Here is a 20,988-nt window from a genome sequence, read left to right as displayed (position 1 = left end):
TTCAAACAAAATCTCTGTATAGGGTCACTTATTGTGCACAGGATGTGCTTTATACTGCGCCAAAATTAACACTCATACCTTCTATCGATTCCCCTGGGAGTGTGTCTCTTTTTATTTGAGGATTCCAATCAATCATGTCAGATACTACACTCAGTCCCACAGAAGGGATAAGAATAAATAAAATGAGTAAATTTTTCTGGACGGATTTTTTTGCCAAAACACTGATCCGTTTATTAAGCAAACTGCCTTCATTCTTTTACAACACTCTGGCTGAGTTGGGTGGAAGAGTTCTTGATCGAAAGAAAGGTAAAATTGCCAGAGCCGCCCTCAAACTTACACAACCGAATATAACACCAGAGCAATGTGATGCCATTGCCAGAAAGTCATCTACCTACTCGTTAACATATTTGTTGTCACTCCCCAGGTTGAGAAAAACACCCTATCAACTCCATAACCTGGACGTGATGAAAGAAGCTGTTGCTGAGGACCGTGGAGCCGTCGTCATTTCTCTGCATATGGGACCGCCAGATATAGGAACCCTTGCTGCAGCTGAACATGGATTTCCAGCGAACACTCTGATTGGGGCAGGTAAACAGTCTCCTCTGGCAAACAGTCTTGGCAGGCACGCGCTTGAACAGGCTGGTATCGACTTTATACAACGTGGTGATCCAACCGCTGTATTCAAATCCATAAAGCAGAAAAAAATGGTTTTTCTTTACAGTGACCTTCGCTCAAGAGAAATGCCCGTGACATTTTTTGGTCAGGAAACCTCCGCACCTGCCACTGGAGTTATGACAGCCCAGTTGTTAAAAGCGCCCATACTGTTCCACTACTGCACCATGAAAAATGGTGAGTGGCAGCTGCACTTTGAACGATTTGAACCCGAGCTGACAGGTAGCCATAAATCTGATGCCGCCAACAACCTTCAACGCCTGATTCACAAGATGGAAGAAGTGATCAGTCAACACCCGGAGCTATGGGTATGGCACTATGATCGTTTTAAACTTAAGAAGAAACTGAACAACTAATTATTCCACTGTCGTGCTATTTTTTTGAATCATCTTTGATATCGGCGTTTGCAGACAATAAACGTTGGTATTGAAGGTTTTATAACCACTAAAAACCGATCATCCTTATATTTAAAAAATATCGAAATTCCCTAGATAAATGAAGAAGATAAAGAAATTATTTTAATAACCAGGAAGACAGTAGAAATACATCAAAGAATACATCGTTCAATTATTTTCACTGTATTAATTTTTTTACGTCCTATACATTAGAAAAAATAACTCCGCACAAAAAAAATAAAACTCCTTTTAAAATCAATTAATTACCTCCAAAAATCATAGACTTAATTTTCAATTCCCTCTATAACTATAAATACTGATCTACGACATTTGATTAATAGATCACTGTCGTAGGATGGCAATAAAAAGAATTGAGAGATCGTAACCTAACAATAAATAAGTACGCCCATATTCTTTAGGAATGTCCATGGAGGGCCGGGCGATAGGGGGCCAAACGCATGTCTATATTTTCACACTTCCAGCAAAGGTATGAGTCTACCCGCCAGGAAGAAATGAGCCTGCAGGAATATCTCGACCTCTGCAAATCAGACCCCGGAGCCTATTCCAATGCAGCTGAACGAATGCTGTCAGCTATTGGTGAACCGGAAATTGTCGACACTTCCCGAGATCCGCGACTCAGTCGTATATTTTCTAACAAACTGATTAAACGTTACCCGGCATTTGAAGAGTTTTATGGCATGGAAGAAGCCATTGAACAAATCGTGTCCTATTTCAAACACGCTGCCCAGGGGTTGGAAGAAAAGAAACAGATTCTTTATTTACTGGGTCCTGTGGGTGGCGGTAAATCATCATTGGCTGAACGCCTGAAAGCATTAATGGAAATTCAGCCGTTTTATGCCATTAAAGGATCACCTGTTTTTGAATCACCACTGGGACTTTTTAATCCGGACGAAGACGGTCGTATTTTAACCGAGGAATTCGGTATTCCCGGTCGCTATTTAAAATACATCATGTCCCCATGGGCGGTTAAAAGACTTCAGGAATACAAGGGTGATCTTTCAAAGTTCCGGGTTGTTAAAATCTACCCAAGCCAGTTGAATCAAATTGCTATTGCCAAAACCGAACCCGGTGATGAAAACAATCAGGATATTTCCAGCCTTGTTGGTAAGGTTGATATTCGTCAGCTGGAAGAATTCTCTCAAGACGATCCAGATGCCTACAGTTTCTCCGGTGCGCTTTGCCGAGCCAACCAGGGCATCATGGAATTCGTTGAGATGTTTAAAGCACCGGTGAAAGTGCTGCACCCATTGCTAACGGCAACTCAGGAAGGTAATTACAACCCTACCGAAGGCATGGGCGCTATTCCGTTCGAAGGCGTGTTGCTGGCTCACTCCAACGAATCTGAGTGGCAGTCTTTCAGAAACAACAAGACCAACGAAGCCTTTATCGATCGGGTGAACATCGTCAAGGTGCCGTATTGCACACGCATTGATGAAGAAGTACACATCTACGAGAAGTTACTGGAACACAGCTCTCTGAAAGCTTCACCATGCGCACCGGACACTCTGAAGATGCTGGCTCAGTTCACCGTTCTGTCTCGTATCAAGGAACCTGAGAATTCCTCTCTCTACTCCAAAATGAAAGTCTATAACGGCGAAAACCTGAAGGATACAGACCCCAATGCCAAGCCTTTGCAGGAATACAAAGATGCAGCAGGCGTGGATGAAGGTATGGATGGTTTGTCCACCCGCTTTGCTTTCAAGATTCTGTCCAAGGTCTTCAACTTCGACTCTACAGAAGTTGCCGCCAACCCGGTTCATCTGATGTATGTGCTGGAGCAGCAAATTGAACAGCAGCAATTCCCGGATGAAACACACGACCGTTACCTTCGGTTCATCAAGGAATATCTGACGCCTAAATACGTTGAATTCCTGGGCAAGGAAATTCAGACAGCTTATCTGGAGTCTTACTCCGATTACGGTCAGAACATCTTTGATCGCTATATCACTTACGCTGATTTCTGGATTCAGGATCAGGAATTCCGTGATCCGGATACTGGCCATATTCTGGATCGTGGTGCCTTGAACGATGAGTTGGAGAAGATCGAGAAGCCTGCAGGCATAGCTAACCCTAAAGACTTCCGTAATGAAGTAGTCAACTTTGTACTCAGAGCCAAGGCGCACAACGATGGCAGAAACCCAAGCTGGTTGAGCTATGAAAAGATGCGTACGGTGATCGAGAAGAAGATGTTCTCCAACACGGAAGACCTGCTGCCGGTTATCTCTTTCAATGCCAAGAGTTCCAACGACGACCAGCGCAAACACGCTGATTTTGTTGAGCGTATGGTGGAGTACGGTTACACCGAGAAACAGGTTCGACTGCTGTCCGAGTGGTACATAAGGGTTCGTAAGTCACAGTAAGGTTTCTGGTTAATGACTTATAAATCCTGACAGCAACAGCCACTGGCAGCATTACCAACATGCAACCAGTGGCTTTTCTCACAACTGCTTTTCGTTCAACAGACGACAGCAGTCTAAAGTACCAACGGAGAGCGTCCCATGAGCATGATTATCGACCGGCGCCTCAACGGCAAAAAGAAAAGTACGGTCAATCGCCAGCGTTTTCTCAGGCGTTACAAAGGACTGGTCAAGGAAGCCGTTCAGGGTGCAGTGGATGAACGATCCATAACCGACGTAAACAGTGGCAGTGATATTGCCATTCCAAAAAAAGACCTTTCCGAACCCAGCTTTCACCATGGTCAGGGTGGCCGTGTGGAACAGGTTCATCCAGGCAATAAAGAGTTCACCACTGGCGATCGTTTCAAACGTCCTGAAGGCGGAGGCGGTCAGGGAACCGGTGATGGCGATGCCAGTAACTCCGGCTCTGGTGAAGATGACTTTATCTTCCAGATTAATCGTGAAGAATTTCTCGAGTATCTGTTTGAAGATCTGGAACTGCCTAATCTGATGCGCAAGGAGCTGAAAGATTCCACCGAGTTCAAACTCAAACGCGCCGGCTACACTTCTGCAGGCTCACCGGATCGCCTGAATGTTGTCCGCTCCCTGAAAGCAGCCCACGCCCGTCGTATTGCCTTGTCCGGCAAAGAGCGAAAAGAGATCCGAGCTCTTAAACGACAGCTCAGAGAAATGGAAGTCAGCCAGAGCAACACTGACGAAGTTCTGAAGAAAGAGCTACAGGACAAAATCATCGAGTTAAATAAAAAGCTTAAACGGTTGCCGTTTATTGATGACTTTGATCTGAAGTTTAACAATCTGGTTAAAGTGCCTCAGCCTTCCAGTAAGTGTGTCATGTTCTGCGTGATGGACGTTTCCGGCTCCATGACCCGGGAAATAAAAGACACAGCCAAACGTTTCTTCCTGCTGCTCTATCTTTTTCTGGAAAGGAATTATGAGCAAATTGAAGTGGTCTTTATCCGTCATCACAGTGAAGCCAGAGAGTGTAACGAACACGATTTCTTCTACGCCCGTGAAACCGGCGGCACAGTGGTTTCCAGTGCACTGTCACTGTCTGACGATATCATCAAGGATCGATACTCCCCCAGCGAATGGAATATTTATGTAGCTCAGGCTTCTGACGGTGATAACTGGGAAGCCGATTCTTCACGCTGCAGCAACATTATCATCGAAAACCTCTTACCAGTTTGCCAGTACTACTCCTATGTAGAAATTACCGACAGGCATCATCAGAACTTATGGTACGAGTACAAAGACATAGAAAGAGATTATCCCGGACACTTTGCCATGCAGCAGATTCGCAACAATGGCGACATCTATCCGGTATTCCGCAAACTGTTTGAGAAAAAGGAGGGTCAGTATGCCTGACATGATAAGACCTTCAGACCGTCCCAGAGCCAAAGAGCCTATTTCAACGGACTCTGAATGGACCTTTGACCTGCTGACCCAATACGACGGTAAGATCGCCGAGATTGCTGCAAAGTATCGGTTAGACACTTACCCGAACCAGATAGAAGTGATCAGCTCAGAGCAAATGCTCGATGCTTATGCCTCTGTGGGCATGCCATTGATGTATAACCACTGGAGTTTCGGTAAACAGTTTCTCAACAACCAGAAGAATTATGAGCGTGGTCAAATGGGGCTGGCCTATGAGATCGTCATTAATTCCAACCCCTGTATTGCTTACCTGATGGAAGAGAACACCATGCCGATGCAGGCACTGGTGATTGCTCACGCCTGTTATGGGCACAATTCTTTCTTCAAAGGTAACTATCTGTTCCAGCAGTGGACCGATGCAGACTCCATCATCGATTACCTGCTGTTCGCCAAAAATTATATTGCCCAGTGTGAAGAAAAGCATGGGGTTGATGCTGTAGAAACACTGCTTGATGCCTGCCACGCTTTGCAAAATCAGGGAGTTAACCGTTATCAACGCCCTCGACCTATTTCACCGGAAGAAGAACGTGCAAAAGCCAAGGACCGGGAAGAGTATATTCAGCAAAACCTGAACGATCTCTGGCGAACAGTGCCTATCAAAGCCGAAGAGGAAACAGAACAAAGGCCGCGTTATCCAAAAGACCCAGAAGAGAACCTGCTCTATTTTGTTGAGAAGAATGCGCCTCTACTGGAAACCTGGCAGCGGGAACTCATTCGTATCGTTCGTAAAGTGGCTCAGTATTTTTATCCACAACGTCAGACACAGGTAATGAACGAAGGCTGGGCTACTTTCTGGCATTACACACTGATGAACGAAATGTACGACCGTGGTCACATAACTGAAGGCTTTATCATGGAGTTTCTTCAGTCACATACTAATGTCGTTTACCAACCAGACTTTGACGATCAGCGTTACAGCGGTATTAACCCATACGCTCTGGGCTTTGCCATGTTTCAGGACATCCGTCGTATCTGTGAACACCCGACGGAAGAAGACCGACGCTGGTTCCCGGATCTGGTCGATACTGACTGGCTGGAAACCGTGCATTTCGCCATGAAGAACTTCAAGGATGAAAGCTTTGTCATGCAGTATCTGTCACCCAAAGTGATGCGTGACCTGAAACTGTTTGCTATTAACGACAACGATGCCGATGACTATCTCGAAGTCAGCGCTATTCACGATGATCAAGGCTATCGTCATGTCAGGGAAGCGCTGTCAGCCCAATACAACCTTGGTAACCGTGAGCCTAACATTCAGGTCTACAGTGTTGATACTCGAGGTGACCGTTCGCTTACGCTGCGCCACTACATGCACCAGAACCGGCCGCTAGACATGGACAGTACTCAGGAAATCATCAAGCACATGCATTTACTGTGGGGCTTTGATGTACACCTTGAGTCGGTGGATAAGAGAGAACAGATAAGAACTATTTACGGGCTGCCAAAAGAGAAACAGGAAGCAAGCGCAGCTTAAACCTTACTCTGAACAAGTGTCGCCCTGAAGCGCAATATTTAGAGCGACTCTTGATCAGGGCGAGGCCTGTGCAGAATTAAACAACAGTGCATAGAGATAAGTCTGTATGCCAGATTCTGAACTCAATAAACCCCAGAAGCAGTAGGCCAAAGCACTCAGGATAACTATTCCCCAGGTTGTACTTAAGCCCTGATGACTTCTCCTGAGAATCCGCCAGCAGGATATGCCTGCCAATAGATAAATCACCAGCATGATATTCACAGCTGTCAGAGTGACGACTCGATAGTGCTCCTGCACTGTGGGCTCCACCGACAATAGAATCATAAAACTCATCAGAACGGCTGTAATCAACAGGCCCAACCAGGGTGAATTGAAACGATTCAACCGACCAAAAACTGCTGGCATGATACCGTTCCTTGAAGCAGCACAAGCAATTTGTGAGTGCATGAGGATCCAGCCATTCAGACTTCCCAGGCAGGCAATAACAGCCAGAACCCCAACCAGAGTTCCCCCCCACTGCCCGAGTAGTAGACTGACTGCATCTGAAAAGGGTGCAGCTGAGTACTGCAGAACATCATTGGGTATAACACCCATAATGGTTGTTGTACTCACCAAATAACAGGCACCGGCAATCAAGGTGCCAAGCAAAGTTGCGTAGGGAACATCACGAGAAGGGTTTTTAGCATGACTGGAAAGGTTACAGGCCGATTCCAGACCAATGAACGACCAGAGTGTCAGGGTAATAGATTCTGACAGAGCAAAGCCTGTAGGCTTGCCAGTGACATTGACCGAGTTCAGCAAATTTTCAAACTGAAAGCTTCCCCAACCCAACAGACAAGTCAGAATCACAGGAACCAGCATGCAACAGGTCGTGACTACCTGAAACTGCCCTATTCGCCTTATATCCCACATATTTAATAGACTGAGAAACCAGATCACCACCAACCCAGTGAGGCTCGCCAACCAGGGATCAGATAAAGAAGGTACAAAATTACTCAGGTAACTGACACCGCTGATAGCCACTGCAATATTGCCTACCCAGATAGACACCCAGTAGCCATAAATAACGACCAGACCAATACGAAGCCCCATCCCTTCACTAATAAAGGCATGAATACCTATCCCCTGCTGACAGCTGGAACCTAATCGGACAAAAATCAGTGAAAGCAGAAATGCGCCTACCACTGTAATCAGCCAACCCAGCAGAGAAATAGACCCCAGACCAGCCAGAGAAGAGGGTAATAAAAAGATACCTGCCCCCATCATGTTGCCAGTGACTACCATGGTCAGGGGAAAAAGTGTTAGTTTTCCGGTGGCCACTACTCGCCCTCAAGCTGCCCTTTACGGGGATAGGTTGATGAGACAAACGGATCTTCAAGTCTGATCATGTCACTCGGACAGGCTCACTTATGCTCTAGAGCCTGCCATTAAACGTGACAGTAGGTTTATATCCGTTTTGCATAAATCGTATTAACTTGTTGGGCTGCAAGGCCTATAGGTCAACAGAGTCTAGACTATTGACCATCAAATATTTCAAGAGTTTAGGAATGAATGAAAATAAGGTGTCCACTCTTATTCTGGTCGGCGGCGGTCATACTCATGCACTTTTACTGAATAAAATTCAGCAGGACAGTTTTCCTGAATGCCGCTTCATCCTGATCTCTGGCAAACGCTACACGCCTTACTCGGGTATGCTGCCAGGCGTTATTGCCGGACACTACAGTGTTGAGCAATCCCATATTGACCTGAAGACGCTGGCGGAAAAATCAGGGTGTGAATTTATTGAAGAACAGGTTTCAGCCTTGGACCCCGATGCTCAAACGGTGACAACGGAATCCGGACAAGTACTGGAGTACGATTTTCTATCCATCAACACCGGATCAACCCAAAGCAGGATCATTGATGCCAGCAATGCCATTTCTATAAAGCCGGTAGAGCAGTTTCTGGGGTGGCTGGAATCCGAAACAAGACTTTCTGAACAACCCTTCAGTCTGGCTATTGCCGGAGCTGGCGCAGCGGGCGTTGAAGTGGCACTGGCTCTCAGGGAGCGCTTCAAAGCCAATCAACAGTTGGATATTCACTTACTGGTATCTGGTCAGCAGATTCTGTCTGGCTACTCCAGCAAGGTACAAAACCTTATGCTCGAGGAACTGGAAAGGAAAAACATTCAGCTTCACACCGGCTTTGAAGTCGCTGAAGCAAGAGAAGAAAAAATACTGGTCAGCACACGTCAGCAGACTCTGGCGTATGATCAGCTGATTCTGGCAACACCTGCTATTCCTGTTCAATGGCCTGCAAACTCCGGTCTTGCAGTGAATTCAAGAGGGTTTATCTCACTAAACCAGAACCTTCAGTCCACCAGCCACAATAACGTCTTTGCCTGTGGTGATGTTGCAGACTTTCAAGGCCCTGATTCAGATACAAAGGGGCTGGCAAAATGTGGGGTCTATGCCGTACGCCAGGCACCCACTCTCTACGCCAACTTGCAGGCTTCATTGACAGGAGAAGGGCTTCAAGTCTTTCAGCCCCAATCAAAATTTCTTTCTTTGCTAAGCTGTGCGGACGGTAGAGCCATCGCATCCCGCGGTTGGCTGAAGGCAAGAGGTCGCCTGATATGGGTTTGGAAAGACTGGTTAGACCGACAGTTCATGGCCAGATTTCCGTTGCCGGAAAAAGGCACTATGAAACGCCTCTGATCATAATAAAACTTCTACTTATAACTGCTGTCTATTGTCTCTGCATTGTGCGTGCAGAGGCAGAAGCATTGATTCAACCCGAACAGCTTAACCGCCGTCTGGCTCAGGGCGACCCTGTACTGGTACTGGATGTCCGTCCCAGGGTCAGCTATCTACTGGGACACATTCCCAAAGCTCATAATGTCTGGCGTCCTGCCTATCAGGCCAATGAAGGAGATTTTCCTGTTTCCGGCATGAGGGCAAGCCAGACCAAAATGGAAAAGCTGCTCAGCCATTTAGGCGCCACACCGGACACAGAGATTGTTCTTTATGACGATTACCAGAGCGCAGACGCAGCAAGGCTCTGGTGGTTACTGAAGCTGTACGGACACAATAATATTACTCTTCTCAATGGCGGTCTAAAGGCATGGTCTACTCTTGGTTTTAAACAGGCGATCATGCCTCCGGAAAGCCCAAAGACAACAAAATACCGATTTACAGGCACTCCTCATCCGGAATATCTCGCTGGCCTGACCGATGTAAAAGAAACACTTCAGGATGACAAGGCTATCGTTCTCGATGTTCGAAGCTTTGAAGAGTTTACCGGGCGAAAACGCAAGTCCGGATCTCATCGAGCGGGAAGAATTCCAGGCAGCTCTTGGCTGGCTTTTGACCGAACCGTTAACGAAAGCGGTTTTCTCAATCCAGAAAAGTTACAGGATATCTTCTCTGAAAAAGGCATTACTTCTGACAAATCCATCATTGTCTATTGCCAGTCCGGTGTCCGCTCAGCTCAAACGCTGTTCGTCCTGACTCAGCTGCTTGGTTATGAAAATGTCAGAAACTACGATGGCTCGTGGATAGAGTGGTCCTGGAATCGCGACCTTCCCCTGCTTAAAGGTAAACCTGAAACCGAATAAAACAGTACGACGGTTACCCGCTCTCATACTATTTACTGATATTTTCTGTTAACTGGACAAAACATTCTCAAATGTTAACAATAGTCTTAATGCAGGCTGTTCTATTAGTACAACTTGGTCTTATAATGGTCAGGTTCTATAGGGAAATGTCGGCTGTACTATTTGGTAGCAAGTGCTGCCGGGAAGACATCACCGAAGCAGAGCACTGTAACAAGGATGCTACAGAAAACATAAATGTGACTAAAAATAAAACAACAAGGGTTGCAGTTTCCCAGCAGTTCCTTCACTGTTAAAAGTAGGAATCGCGCTGTTAAGGAAGCGACCAAGAAGGAAATGGAAGCTATGCTGGAAGGTACAGTGAAGTGGTTCAACAATCCTAAAGGATACGGGTTTATTCAAGCTCAGGATGCCACTGAAAATCAAGACGTTCTCATTCATTACTCTGTTATTGAAATGGACGGTTTCAAAACTCTGAAAGCCGGGCAACTGGTTCAGTTCGAAATCGGCCAGGGGCCAAAGGGCCTGATCGCTACTCGGGTTATACCAGTCGGGTCTGGCGAGGAAAGCGGAGTTCAGAGTGAACAGGAAGCATCACTTCCTGCCTGAACCTGCGAAGGTTATACAAAAAATCTCTATGCCGGGTCACCTCAACCCTTAGGTCGCCCGGCATTGTCAGGTTATTTTTAAATCTAGCTGAGCAATATTTGTCAGCTATTATTTTCAGTACCTGCATCTAAGTAAGATGCGATTAGAAAAGCATCTGTCATTTTAGCTTTAGTCTTTTCAGGCTAAGCTCACTCTCCCTATTCCCTATATCATGGCTTTAAAAGGCAGTGATACTTTCATATCTGTATTACCTGCCAGCTCAAGTGCCTTGGCGCATAAAACTAGAAAAAGAAAGAGCAGGTCATCATGTTCAGATTTGAAGGCAAAGTTGTGCTGGTTACCGGCGCCGGCCGTGGTATAGGGGCTGAAATTGCCAGAACTTTTATTGCCCGTGGAGCTACCGTAGCGGTCAATGATTACTTCCCGGAACGAGCCGAAGCCGTTGCCGCTGAAATCAATGACAATGGCGGCAAGGCCATTGCTATCCCCTTTGATGTTACCCGCTATGAAACCTGTGAAACGGCTTTTGCCAGAATCACTGAACAACTCGGTTCTGTCGATATTGTCGTTAATAATGCCGGAGCACTCCCCCACGGTTTGAATCTGGAAAATTTTATGGATTCAAACCCGGCCAAATGGCAGGAGATTGTTGATGTCAATATGACTGGTGCCATGAATTGCACTCACATTGCCTTAAAAAGCATGAGAGAAAAGCGGTGGGGCAGAATCATCAACCTGTCTTCCGATGCCGCCAGAGTCGGCAATATTGGTTCATCGGTTTACGGAGCGGCAAAAGCCGGCTCTGAAGGTTTAATGCGAACCCTGGCCAAGGAACATGGTCGTCACGGTGTTACTTTCAATTCTCTGGTACTGGGACTTATCAACACCGTCCCTGCAGAACTCACCGTTGGTGCAGAGAAGTTCTTTGCAACCCGACGTATTGGTAAACCGGAAGACATTGCCGCAGCCTGCATCTATCTCGCATCAGAAGAAGCTGAATGGGTAACAGGTCAAAGTCTGGCCGTAAATGGCGGATATATTGGAGCCTGATATGGCAGATAGAATTTTTACGGAAGAGTTTCTACAGCAGGCTGGCCAACCGTCAGCAGACAAGCTCATCGACGCTGCCCGCTCTGAAGATTTTCTAAAAGCACTGAGTTTTCTGAAAGAACTCAGTGTTGAGCTGGCAACTATGTACTACAGCTACCGGGGCTGGGAAAAAGGCATACTCAAGCACCTCAGTTATATTCACGATCAAACGGTTGCTGCCAAAGCTCTGTCAGATACGGAGGATTATCAGACCTTTCCGGAGCGTGATGTTGACTTCAAACAGACCATGCCTCTCTGGCAGCAGTATCTCGCTGACATAAAAGCAGCGTGTGAAGCTGAAGATACAGACAGTACGGTTAGCCTGACTGAAACTCTGATTGAGAAAGCCTTAACCACTCATGATGGCATGATGTCACGCGTCGCCTGTCTGACCAGTCTCTTCCATGGTCTGTGTGGTGAAGAAGCGACTATGACTTTGCTGCAGGAGGTGATGCAGCCGGAAGGTATGGACCCTGATGGCACTCTGCCCGTAAAGGAAAAAATTCTTCAACTGATTACTTTTACCCGTTCCCACCTGCTGCCATTTCGACTGGTAGAAGACGACGAAAAGTTTACCTTTATGCCCGACCCCTGCCCCAGCGGAGGACGTCTGGTACAGATGGGACACTATGAAGCACCTTACAATAACTCACTGGTGAAAGAAGCCAGCTCCCTGACCTATGGACGTAAAGACTTTCCAGTCTACTGCTGCCATGAACCCGCAATGGAAGTTGCATCAATATTAAAAACCGGTCGTCCTGTCTTTGTCGTACAGACACCGGAAGACGGTCGTATAGGTTTCTCTCCCTGCAAGATTCATATCTACAAGGACCCTTGCGACATTCCGGATCACTACTTTGAACGTATTGGTATTGAGCGACCAGAAAATCTGATCGCTCGATCCAGAAGCTAAACGGAACTGCTTAACTGGCATTAAACTCAATGCCAGTTAAGCTACCTCGGTTTCTTTCTGCGACTCGGTTATCACCTGATTTGATAGCTGATCTTCAATAATCAAATCCGCCGCTTTTTCAGCCAGCATTATGGTAGGCGCATTCGTGTTACCACTGATTACCGTTGGCATGATGGAAGCATCCACGACTCGTAGCCCTTTCAAACCATGCACTTTCAGCGTCTTATCGACAACAGCCATATCATCAGAGCCCATTTTACAGGTGCCCACAGGGTGATAGATGTTATTGGCGCTATTGAGAATATATTCTTCCAGAGCCTGATCGCTGACCTGATCGTCACCGGGTAGATATTCAGGTCCCCTGTATCTTTTCAGAGCATTGGCTTCCAGATACTCTCGCACTTTACGAATACCTTTAACCAGGATATCTCGATCTTCCTGTTCCGAAAGCATATTCAAATCAATAGCCGGATCATCCCCGGCATTTGCTGAAAACAAAGACACACTCCCTCGGCTTTTTGGTCTCAGCACACAAACATGGACGGTAAAGCCATACTGGAAGTATCGAGAGTACTTACGACCATGATCTTCCATTGCAGCAGGAATAATGTGCAGTTGAATATCCGGAGTTACAACATCCGGCGATGACTTAATAAATGCCCCTGCCTCTGCCATGGTACTCGTCAGGAAACCTTCTTTTTTAGTCAGGTAGGAAAAGATGTCGCCGATTCCCCGTAAAATCCCTAACGGTCTGCCCGGAGCAACAGCAGTACCACTTTTATCCTTAACCACGACCAGAGCATCAACATGCTCCTGCAGGTTTTCTCCAACACCGCTCAGTTCATGCTCTAACTTAATACCGTGGGGAAGCAGCTTCTCCTTACTGCCAATACCTGACAGCAACAGTATTTGCGGTGAGCCAAAAGCACCTGCAGATAAAATGACTTCTTTGCTGGCATGAAGCTTTCTGGTGATCACACCCTGTCTGATTTCTATACCGACAGCACGGGTTCCTTCGAGTAGAACCTTTGACGTAGTGGCTTTGGTAATAACGGTGAGATTAGGTCTATCCATGACTGGATGCAGATAAGCGGCTGCAGCGCTGTGCCTCTTCCCTTCTTTCTGGGTAACCTGAAACCAGCCAATACCGTCCTGGCTCTCGCCATTAAAGTCAGTATTAAGCGTTTCTCCGGATTCAACTGCTGCCTGAATAAAAGCATCACACACTGCATGCTTGCTTCTGGGCTCTGCAACATTCAATGGCCCATTGATACCATGAAATTCAGAAGCACCTCGTTCCTGATGCTGGGACTTTTTGAAATAGGGCAACAGCTCTTTATAGGACCAGCCTTCATTACCAAGAGAGGCCCAGTGGTCATAATCCTGCTGCTGACCACGAACATAAAGCATGGCATTCACAGAACTGCTGCCACCGAGAGTTTTTCCTCTGGGGCAAAATACTTTTCGATTGTTTTGAACAGGTTGATCAACTGTGTCGTACAACCAGTTGAAACCTTTGTGCTGCATAGTAACCGCAGTACCAGCGGGTGTATAAACGAAAGGAGAGAGGTCACTGCCTCCCGCTTCTACCAGGCAGACACTGATATCCGGGTCAGCAGACAATCGATTGGCAAGCACGCAACCTGCTGAACCTGCCCCCACAATAATGTAGTCGTATTTCTTCATATCGATGCCATTATTTGTTGTAATTATTATTGGTTTTGTAGGGAATATACTGTAACTGTCAAAAAAAGTACGGAATATACCTCTTTTTTTCAGCCTGAAGCTGAACTTTCCAGACTGTCAGAAAAAATCTTCTGTGTCACAATAGTGTCTTCAAATTATCCATCCGTGGAATTACAGTGATACTGGATCATCCTTACTTTATTCCGACAGCAGCGGCTGCCCTGGTAATTTTTGCCGGACTGCTGCTCTGGCTGCGTTTTCGACCTACAGCTGTCGACGTTAAAAAGCCTCTGTTCAGTCCTGAGTACCGCTCTTTTCTCGGGCAGCTGGATATTGCAGTGCGCAGTCATCTGGCCGTTATACCGGGTTTATCGGTAGACGATGTACTGGTTGCCAGTGGTGCTGGTAAAAAGCTGCCACTGAGGTTTCGTCTCAGAAAGTTTGATTTCGTCGTCTGTGATCGCCGGGAAATGAATGTGCTTTGCGCTATTCAACTGGATCGTATGGGGAAAACAACGGATAACTCGGAACTGAGAGCACTCTGTGATACGGCAGGGCTGACTCTGCTTGAATACGATGCCAAGCCCTACCGCGATGTACCAACCCTTCGCCGTGAAGTTTTCTCGGCCTGTGGTATTGATGATATGGAGTTACCGGAATCAGATTTTGAGACCAGAAAATCGATGCCGGGAGAGCACCCTGAGAATAGTGCAGCAGAACTGGATGAGGTTGAACCAACCTGCCCAAAATGTCAGTCAACTATGACTCGAAAACAGATCAACAAAGGCACCCATGCAGGTGAATATGCCTGGGTTTGTGATAAATACCCTGAATGCAGGGGTGCAAGAATGGATCACTCAACCCACGACTGATACAAAAAACGGGATTATCCATTCACTGATAATCCCATCTATTTTTTACTTTTAACCAGTAACAAATAGTTTACTGAGCTGCTGTAAACACTTCAGAAACCATGGCCTGAGCTTCTTCCTGAATTTTTTTCAAATGCTCCTTACCTTCAAAGCTCTCTGTGTAAATCTTATAGATCGCTTCAGTACCTGATGGCCTGGCGGCAAACCAGCCTTTCTCGGTAACCACCTTCAAACCACCAATACCGGCACCATTACCCGGCGCTTCAGTCAGTTTGGCAATAATGTTATCGCCAGCCAGCGTTTCACTTTTCACCATATCCGGAGTCATGCCTGACAGCACTTTCTTCTGCTCGGTATTCGCTGAAGCCTGAAGACGTTCGTAGACAGGCGCTCCGTACTTTTCAGTCAGTTCCTGATAAAGCTGGCCCGGGTCTTTACCCGTAACTGCAGTAATCTCGGCAGCCAACAGAGCGAGAATAAAACCGTCTTTATCTGTACACCAGGTAGAACCGTCCTTTCTCAGGAAAGCAGCACCTGCACTCTCTTCACCACCAAAGGCCAGCTCACCGGAAGAGAGGCCATCAACAAACCATTTAAAACCAACAGGTACTTCACAAACTTCACGACCGATGCCTTCTGCTACCCGGTCAATCATGGCACTGGATACCAGCGTTTTTCCGATTTTTGCGTCAGCTGCCCACTGTTTTCGATGGGTGTAGAGATAACTGATCGCAACGGCCAGATAATGATTAGGATTCAACAGACCATGGGAGCGGGTCACGATTCCGTGACGGTCAAAGTCTGGATCATTACCAAAGGCAATGTCGAAACGATCTTTAAGACCGATCAAACCCGCCATTGCGTATTCAGAAGAGCAATCCATCCGAATGACGCCATCTTTATCCAGATGCATAAAGGAGAAAGTCGGATCGACTTTACGGCTGACCATCTCAATATCCAGACCGTACTTTTCGGCAATCGGCTCCCAATAATAAAGGCCTGAACCACCCATTGGATCAACACCAATCTTCACACCAGCCTTGCGGATGGCTTCCATGTCGATGACGTTTTCAAGGTCAGCGACATAAGGCGTTATGTAGTCGTATTGAGCCACGTACTCAGAAGCCAGAGCCTCTTCAAACGGCATGGATTTAACACCTGCCAGATTGTTAGCGATCAGGTCATTGGCTCGCTTTTGTACGACATTGGTTACATCAGTGCCGGCAGGACCACCGTGAGGAGGGTTGTATTTGAAACCACCATCCTGTGGCGGGTTATGGGACGGAGTAATCACAACACCATCAGCCATAATACCAGCACGGTCATGACCAAGGTCACGGTTGTAGCTGACAATAGCGTGGGAGATAACCGGTGTTGGCGTGTAACTGCGGCCTTCATCAATACGTACATGAACACCATTGGCAGCAAACACCTGAATGGCACTGATCAATGCCGGTTCAGATAAGGCATGGGTATCCATACCGATAAACATTGGGCCGATAATGCCATGCTCTGCACGGTATTCAGATATAGCCTGGCTGATAGCCAGAATATGAGACTCGTTAAAGCAGCCAGCCGATGAAGTACCGCGATGACCAGAAGTACCAAACTGAACCGTTTGAGCTGGATTACTGGCATCCGGTTTAATGGTGTAATAATCACTGACCAGCCGTGGAATATTGGTCAGCATATCATCGGTAGCAATTTTACCGGCCTGAGGGTGCATAGCGAGTCCTTACTAGAAGACGATCTGTAACTTTCATGCGCATGATTCCATCAAGGCATCATCAGCACAATGTCTCATTGTCCTGATTTTCTACAAATTCGCACTCTGTAATCGTATTCAGAAAAAAAGAAAGTGGATTACAGCCTTTATTCTGTAATCCACTTTTCCAGAATGGCTACCTTTTACATAAGTGGCTGACTTACTTCATATTCCAGATCGTACGATTGTAGTCTGCAATGGAGCGGTCTGAAGAGAACTTACCCATGGAAGCCGTATTGATGATAGCCTTGCGCCACCACTCCCGAGGATTCTTCCAGGTCTGAACGATTCGGTCATGGGCATCACTGTAGGCCTGGTAATCCGCCAGTGTCAGGAAGTAATCGCCTCTATCCAGCAAAGACTCGACAATCGGTTTAAAAGCATCCGGTTCTTCCGGGCTCAGATCACCAGAACCCAGCCAGTCGATAACACTTTTCAGTTCATCAGAGGCATGGTACACATCCCAGGCGTTGTAGCCCCGACTGCGAAGCTCGGAAACCCCATCAACGGTCATGCCGAAGATAAAGATATTGTCATCACCGACCTCTTCAGCAATCTCGACATTAGCTCCGTCCATAGTACCCACGGTCAGGGCACCGTTCAGAGCCATTTTCATATTACCAGTGCCTGATGCTTCAAAACCGGCTGTAGAGATCTGTTCTGACACATCAGCAGCAGGAATGATTCGTTCTGCCAGGCTCACTCTGTAGTTCGGAATAAAGACGACCTTGATCTTGTCCTTTATCCGTCGGTCGTTGTTGATTCGATCAGCCAGCCTGTTAATCGCATGAATGATGCTCTTGGCAACCAGGTAACCTGGTGCTGCCTTGGCACCAAAGATAAAGACTCTTGGTGGCACGTCCAGATTCGGGTTTTCAAGCAGCCTACGGTACAGCGCCATAATATGCAGAAGATTCAGTTGCTGACGTTTGTACTCATGAAGTCGTTTAATCTGAACATCAAAAATGGCTTCAGGGTTAACTTCAATATTGCAGAGTTCCTTGATAATAGCCGCCAGTTTACGCTTATTGTTCAGTTTGATTTCAGCAAACTTCCTCTGGAAAGCCTCATCATTGGCAAAAGGTTTCAGGTCTGACAGTAAATCCAGCTCACCGCGCCAGTCACCCTCAATGCTGTTATCAATCAGCTCTGCCAGCTCCGGATTGCAGTGGTCCAGCCAGCGACGAGGGGTAACACCGTTGGTGACATTAACAATCTTGTCCGGCCAGATTCGGTGGAATTCAGGGAACAGCATATCCTGAACAAGCTTTGAGTGAATCGCTGCTACTCCATTAACCTTGTTACTGCCAATCACCGACAGATAGGCCATGCGAACCATCTGATCGTCTCCTGGGCGGTCCGGCTCTTCAATAATGGAGAGTCTGCGTTTCATGCTGTCATCACCCGGCCATACAGCATCTACTTCAGAATGCAGGAAGTGATAGTTGATCATGTGAATGATCTGCATGTGTCTTGGCAGAACTCGGGCAATCAGTCTCTGAGGCCATTTCTCCAGAGCTTCGGGCAGAAGGGTATGATTGGTATAAGCAAAGACTTTACGACACAACACCAAAGCATCGGGGAACTTGAAGTCTTCTTCATCCAGCAGAATGCGAATTAATTCAGCGACCGCAATAGCAGGGTGAGTGTCGTTCAATTGCATGACGACCTTATCTGCAAAGTGATCCCAGCCATCACCATTCTCTCGTTTATAGCGGTCAATGAGATCTGCCATGGAGCAAGCGACAAAGAAATACTGCTGGATCAGTCGCAACTCTTTACCAGCCGGATGATTGTCATTGGGATAGAGAACCTGACTGATATTTTCGGCGGTTATTTCCTGAGAGCGGGAATCCTGATAGCGACCCGCATCAAAACTGTTCAAATCAAAACCTTCTGTTGCCCGGCTTTCCCAAAGCCTGAGGGTGTTAACGGTTTCAGTGTTATAACCCGTAACCGGCACATCCCAGGGCATGCCCAACACTGACCGGGTATCTTCCCAAACCGCTTTCCCTGCATGCTCGGCCACTCTTCCATACAGTTTTATCAGTTGCTTACGCTTGGGCCGTTCAATCCCCCAGGGAAAGCTGTCTTCCCGCCAGCCATCGGGCGTTTCTACTTGACGACCACCTGCAAAACTCTGACGGAAAAGGCCGAAGCGATAGTTGATACCATAACCTATGGCTGGTGTATCAAGGGTTGCAAGAGAATCCATAAAGCAGGCAGCCAATCGCCCCAGTCCACCATTACCTAAAGAAGGGTCAGCTTCGTGCTCAAGAACATCGGTCAGGGATACGCCCATCTCAGACAGTGCTTTTTCAGCCTCTTTAAAGATCCCAAGATTATGAAGGTTATTACTGAGCAATCTGCCCACAAGAAACTCAAGAGACAGGTAGTAAACCCGACGGGCTTTATTTTCCCGTTCTTTCTTACGGGTCGCCCGAATGCGCTGAAGATCTATTTCCCGAACAACCAGGCTCAGCGCTTCCCAGAATTCTGCCGGGCCTGCCTCTTCCATCTCGACACCGAGAGACTGTTGCAGGTGGCGAAGAATACCTTCAGAGATATCTTTGGCTTTAACGGCAGCCTTTACTGTCTGCCCTGCCTTGTTTGCAGTCATGTGAATCCCACTCTCTTACATTAATCATGTATCAGCATGGTTAAGCGTATAGACATGTGTCATCGAATATTAAATTGCCTTTTGCCCGCCTGCGGTAGGCAAAGAACTGATAAATTCATGCGTCTGAATACTCTCTGGCATTCAGCTGGCTGACCGCTTTGCCACCCGTTAATACACCATGAAACAGCTGTTGAGGTGCAAGACCATTACAAGTCATATGTCTTTTATTGTGCACGACCACAAAAAAACTATCTGACTCAATACTGGGTTCTAGTATAAATGCGATTTCCAATCCGGCAGGACTTATTCGCTCTCCTTCTGCTGTGCTGTAGCATGACCGTATGTGCAAATAAGTCTGATACTTAACGATGGCTGGAGATATAAGTCCAATGCGGATTGGGATAGATATTGGCGGAACAAAAACCGAGATTGCCGTACTGTCTGAAGACGGTGAAGTACGGCTGAGAAAAAGGCGACCATCGCCAAAAAACTATCAGGACTGTCTGATCAACCTGCAGAGTATGATCAACGAGACTGAAGCCGAAGTTGGCCCGGCAGTGAGTATTGGTATTTGCCTTCCCGGTGCTGTCAGCCCTGATACTGGTCTTATCAAGAATGCCAATACTCTGTATCTGAATGACAGGAATGTTACTGCAGACCTGAAGACCCTTTTAGGCAGAGAAATAAAGCTGGTGAACGATGCTGATGCCTTTGCGCTTTCTGAAGCAACTGACGGGGCTGCAGCAGGAACCAGAAGCTGCTTTGCTGTCATTATAGGAACCGGCTGCGGCGGTGGTCTGGTTTATCAAAAACAATTGATCACTGGTCCCAATGCTATTGCTGGTGAATGGGGACATAACCCTCTTCCTTATTACTCAGTAGAAAAAGATGGCCCAATACAAGATTGTTATTGCGGACGCCAGAACTGCATTGAAACGTTCCTTTCCGGTACAGGCATGGCAAAACGGTATCGTGAAAAAGTGAACCTTGATGCTAAAACTATTCCCGATGCCCATGCGGTTATGGCAAGATTTGCTGCAGGTGAACTGTCTGCCATCGAGCATTTTCAGCATTATGTTAACGCCATGGCCAGGGCTCTGGCATCTGTCATCAACATCTTTGACCCTGAGGTGGTAGTGCTAGGCGGAGGCATGTCAAACATCAGTGAACTCTATGAACACCTTCCTGAAGAGATCAGTCACTATGTTTTTTCTGATCACCTGAATACGAAAATCGTACCGGCACAGTATGGTGATTCCTCTGGTGTGAGAGGTGCCGCCTGGCTTTAACAACTGTCTGAAAAGACTAAAAACTTCAGCAACAGTACCTTTAAGTACTCGGACATTTGAATTCGTATGTCATTTCCCCGCCTACGGCGGGGAAATGACAATCCAATATTCGATTACGTGTATCTGCACACTTAACAAGA

Annotated in this window: 15 protein-coding genes; 11 read left to right on the top strand and 4 right to left on the bottom strand. The window is 46.8% G+C overall.

Features of this window, described 5'->3' with window-relative positions:
* Positions 1-182: 182 nt before the first annotated feature.
* From EOPP23_RS02705 to EOPP23_RS02690, 4 genes are all read left to right on the top strand, one after another.
* Positions 183-1,028 carry a lysophospholipid acyltransferase family protein gene (locus EOPP23_RS02705; protein WP_194842468.1) on the top strand — a complete coding sequence of 282 codons (846 nt, stop codon included), beginning with the start codon at positions 183-185 and terminating at the stop codon, positions 1,026-1,028.
* Between the two features lie 497 nt (positions 1,029-1,525).
* Positions 1,526-3,448, top strand: a complete 1,923-nt coding sequence (locus tag EOPP23_RS02700) for a PrkA family serine protein kinase (RefSeq protein WP_153764448.1) — start codon at positions 1,526-1,528, stop codon at positions 3,446-3,448.
* A 138-nt stretch (positions 3,449-3,586) separates the two neighbouring features.
* Positions 3,587-4,870 carry a YeaH/YhbH family protein gene (locus EOPP23_RS02695; protein ID WP_153764447.1) on the top strand — a complete coding sequence of 428 codons (1,284 nt, stop codon included), beginning with the start codon at positions 3,587-3,589 and terminating at the stop codon, positions 4,868-4,870.
* Positions 4,863-6,413 (top strand): SpoVR family protein, encoded by a 1,551-nt coding sequence (locus tag EOPP23_RS02690; RefSeq protein WP_228550540.1) that lies wholly within the window; start codon positions 4,863-4,865, stop codon positions 6,411-6,413. Before EOPP23_RS02695 ends, EOPP23_RS02690 begins: the two co-directional genes overlap by 8 nt.
* A 54-nt stretch (positions 6,414-6,467) precedes the next feature.
* Here EOPP23_RS02690 and EOPP23_RS02685 read toward each other — a convergent pair whose 3' ends face one another.
* Positions 6,468-7,733 carry an amino acid permease gene (locus tag EOPP23_RS02685; protein WP_153764446.1) on the bottom strand — a complete coding sequence of 422 codons (1,266 nt, stop codon included), beginning with the start codon at positions 7,731-7,733 and terminating at the stop codon, positions 6,468-6,470.
* A 227-nt stretch (positions 7,734-7,960) separates the two neighbouring features.
* Between EOPP23_RS02685 and EOPP23_RS02680 the strand changes: the two genes are divergently transcribed.
* The 5 genes from EOPP23_RS02680 to EOPP23_RS02660 all read left to right on the top strand — a co-directional run bounded on the left by EOPP23_RS02680 (position 7,961) and on the right by EOPP23_RS02660 (position 12,616).
* Entirely contained in the window at positions 7,961-9,109 is a 1,149-nt protein-coding gene (locus EOPP23_RS02680; protein ID WP_153764445.1) for an FAD-dependent oxidoreductase, read from the top strand.
* Complete coding sequence (locus EOPP23_RS02675; RefSeq protein ID WP_153764444.1) at positions 9,028-10,008, top strand: sulfurtransferase; 981 nt, start codon at positions 9,028-9,030, stop codon at positions 10,006-10,008. Before EOPP23_RS02680 ends, EOPP23_RS02675 begins: the two co-directional genes overlap by 82 nt.
* Before the next feature lie 342 nt (positions 10,009-10,350).
* Entirely contained in the window at positions 10,351-10,614 is a 264-nt protein-coding gene (locus EOPP23_RS02670; protein WP_153764443.1) for a cold shock domain-containing protein, read from the top strand.
* A 306-nt stretch (positions 10,615-10,920) separates the two neighbouring features.
* The gene (locus tag EOPP23_RS02665) at positions 10,921-11,664 is read left to right on the top strand and encodes an SDR family NAD(P)-dependent oxidoreductase (RefSeq protein WP_153764442.1); all 744 of its coding nucleotides are present in this window, start codon (positions 10,921-10,923) and stop codon (positions 11,662-11,664) included.
* A gap of 1 nt (position 11,665) precedes the next feature.
* Positions 11,666-12,616 carry a hypothetical protein gene (locus EOPP23_RS02660; RefSeq protein ID WP_153764441.1) on the top strand — a complete coding sequence of 317 codons (951 nt, stop codon included), beginning with the start codon at positions 11,666-11,668 and terminating at the stop codon, positions 12,614-12,616.
* 36 nt (positions 12,617-12,652) lie between these two features.
* Here the strand turns inward: EOPP23_RS02660 and EOPP23_RS02655 are convergent, their stop codons facing one another.
* Positions 12,653-14,302, bottom strand: coding sequence for a GMC family oxidoreductase (locus EOPP23_RS02655; protein ID WP_153764440.1), 1,650 nt, complete (start codon positions 14,300-14,302; stop codon positions 12,653-12,655).
* Positions 14,303-14,478: 176 nt separating this feature from the next.
* Between EOPP23_RS02655 and EOPP23_RS02650 the strand changes: the two genes are divergently transcribed.
* Positions 14,479-15,174: a DUF2726 domain-containing protein gene (locus tag EOPP23_RS02650; protein WP_194842467.1), complete on the top strand. Its 696-nt coding sequence runs from the start codon at positions 14,479-14,481 to the stop codon at positions 15,172-15,174.
* 70 nt (positions 15,175-15,244) lie between these two features.
* Here EOPP23_RS02650 and pgm read toward each other — a convergent pair whose 3' ends face one another.
* On the bottom strand, positions 15,245-16,900 hold the full coding sequence (gene pgm / locus EOPP23_RS02645) for a phosphoglucomutase (alpha-D-glucose-1,6-bisphosphate-dependent) (protein WP_153764438.1): 1,656 nt from the start codon (positions 16,898-16,900) through the stop codon (positions 15,245-15,247).
* Positions 16,901-17,099: 199 nt separating this feature from the next.
* Positions 17,100-19,559, bottom strand: coding sequence for a glycogen/starch/alpha-glucan phosphorylase (locus EOPP23_RS02640; protein WP_153764437.1), 2,460 nt, complete (start codon positions 19,557-19,559; stop codon positions 17,100-17,102).
* A gap of 389 nt (positions 19,560-19,948) precedes the next feature.
* Between EOPP23_RS02640 and EOPP23_RS02635 the strand changes: the two genes are divergently transcribed.
* Positions 19,949-20,848 (top strand): ROK family protein, encoded by a 900-nt coding sequence (locus EOPP23_RS02635; protein ID WP_153764436.1) that lies wholly within the window; start codon positions 19,949-19,951, stop codon positions 20,846-20,848.
* Positions 20,849-20,988: the final 140 nt, after the last annotated feature.

Source organism: Endozoicomonas sp. OPT23 (genome assembly GCF_009653635.1).
Lineage (GTDB): Bacteria > Pseudomonadota > Gammaproteobacteria > Pseudomonadales > Endozoicomonadaceae > Endozoicomonas_A.
Note: the sequence above shows the minus strand (reverse complement) of the source record. Positions and strands in the feature narration are given on the sequence as shown.